1 pseudogene is annotated in these 254 nt (G+C 40.2%); it reads right to left on the reverse strand.

Annotation, left to right across the window (positions count from 1 at the left end):
* A pseudogene (locus tag AAEY75_RS16135) lies at positions 1–254 on the reverse strand (hypothetical protein); the annotation flags it as partial.

A 254-nucleotide genomic window follows, 5' to 3' on the forward strand; every position in this document is an offset into this window, starting at 1 on the left:
CTCTTAGCATGGCTAATGCACGGTGCGAGGGCACTTTTTTTAACGGCTCTTGATGTTCAAAGTAGTCTCTGTATTTAGCACCTGCTTGTTCTTGCCCGTCAATTAACTTACTCTCAATCGCCCCATTTTGACTAATATGGCTTCTAAACTTAGCGAGTAATTTAGCGTCTTCAGCAAAACGCTCCATTAGAATAAATTTGGCACCATCAAGGGCTGATTTTGTATCAATAATGGCTTTATCGGCATTAATATAG

Origin of the sequence: Psychrobacter sp. TB55-MNA-CIBAN-0194 (genome assembly GCF_040309505.1) — a bacterium.
In the GTDB taxonomy this organism is placed as follows: domain Bacteria; phylum Pseudomonadota; class Gammaproteobacteria; order Pseudomonadales; family Moraxellaceae; genus Psychrobacter; species Psychrobacter fozii.